Annotated in this window: 1 protein-coding gene; it reads right to left on the bottom strand. The window is 51.8% G+C overall.

The genetic code is table 11. The features are described 5' to 3' along the window. On the bottom strand, positions 1-785 hold a 785-nt coding region (locus SCM96_16000; GenBank protein MDW7762110.1), incomplete at both ends, for an HAD-IC family P-type ATPase.

Here is a 785-nt window from a genome sequence, read left to right as displayed (position 1 = left end):
CGCCAAACAATAAAAGTGATCACAGCCGAAACGATGGCTACTCCGGTGAGAAGTTGAGCAGCACGGTCAGCCAGGTGTTGCGCCCTGGATTTGGATTGCTGTGCATCTGCTACGAGTCTCATGATGCCTGACAGCTTGGTATCATCGCCGGTACCGGTAACCTCTACGCGGAGCGAACCTTCGCCATTGATTGTACCGGCAATAACTTCGTCTCCTTCTACCTTTTTCACCGGCTTTGACTCGCCGGTAATCATTGATTCGTTTAAATCACTTTTTCCTTTTTGCACTACTCCATCCACAGGAATGCTTTCGCCCGGGCGGACCAGCACCAGGTCTCCTTTTTTAAGCTCACTTACAGCAACTTTCTCCTCCTCGCCCTGATCGGTAATACGCATGGCGGTATCCGGAAGAAGTTTTGCCAACTCCTTTAACGCTCCCTGCGCCTGAACGATCGAGCGCATCTCGATCCAGTGGCCCAGCAGCATGATTGTAATCAAGGTTGCCAGTTCCCACCAGAGCGCCGCTGCCTCGATTAGCTGAAGCTGCACAATCCATGAGAACAGAAAAGCGACAGCTATGGCCAGAGAGATGAGGGTCATCATGCCGGGCAACAGGGCCTTTAGTTCCCGCCATGCCCCCTGAATGAACACCCATCCGCCATAGAAAAAGATTATTGTGCCAAGAACCGGTGGAATCCAGGTAGACCCGAAAAATTCCGGTGCCTGATAACCGAGAAGCATTTGGATATGTTCAGACCAGAAGACCACGGGCAGAGTCAAGATCAG

The sequence above is a fragment of the Acidobacteriota bacterium genome (genome assembly GCA_033549365.1).
In the GTDB taxonomy this organism is placed as follows: domain Bacteria; phylum Acidobacteriota; class Aminicenantia; order Aminicenantales; family Saccharicenantaceae; genus JAWSUF01.
This window is presented reverse-complemented; position numbering and strand designations above follow the sequence as displayed.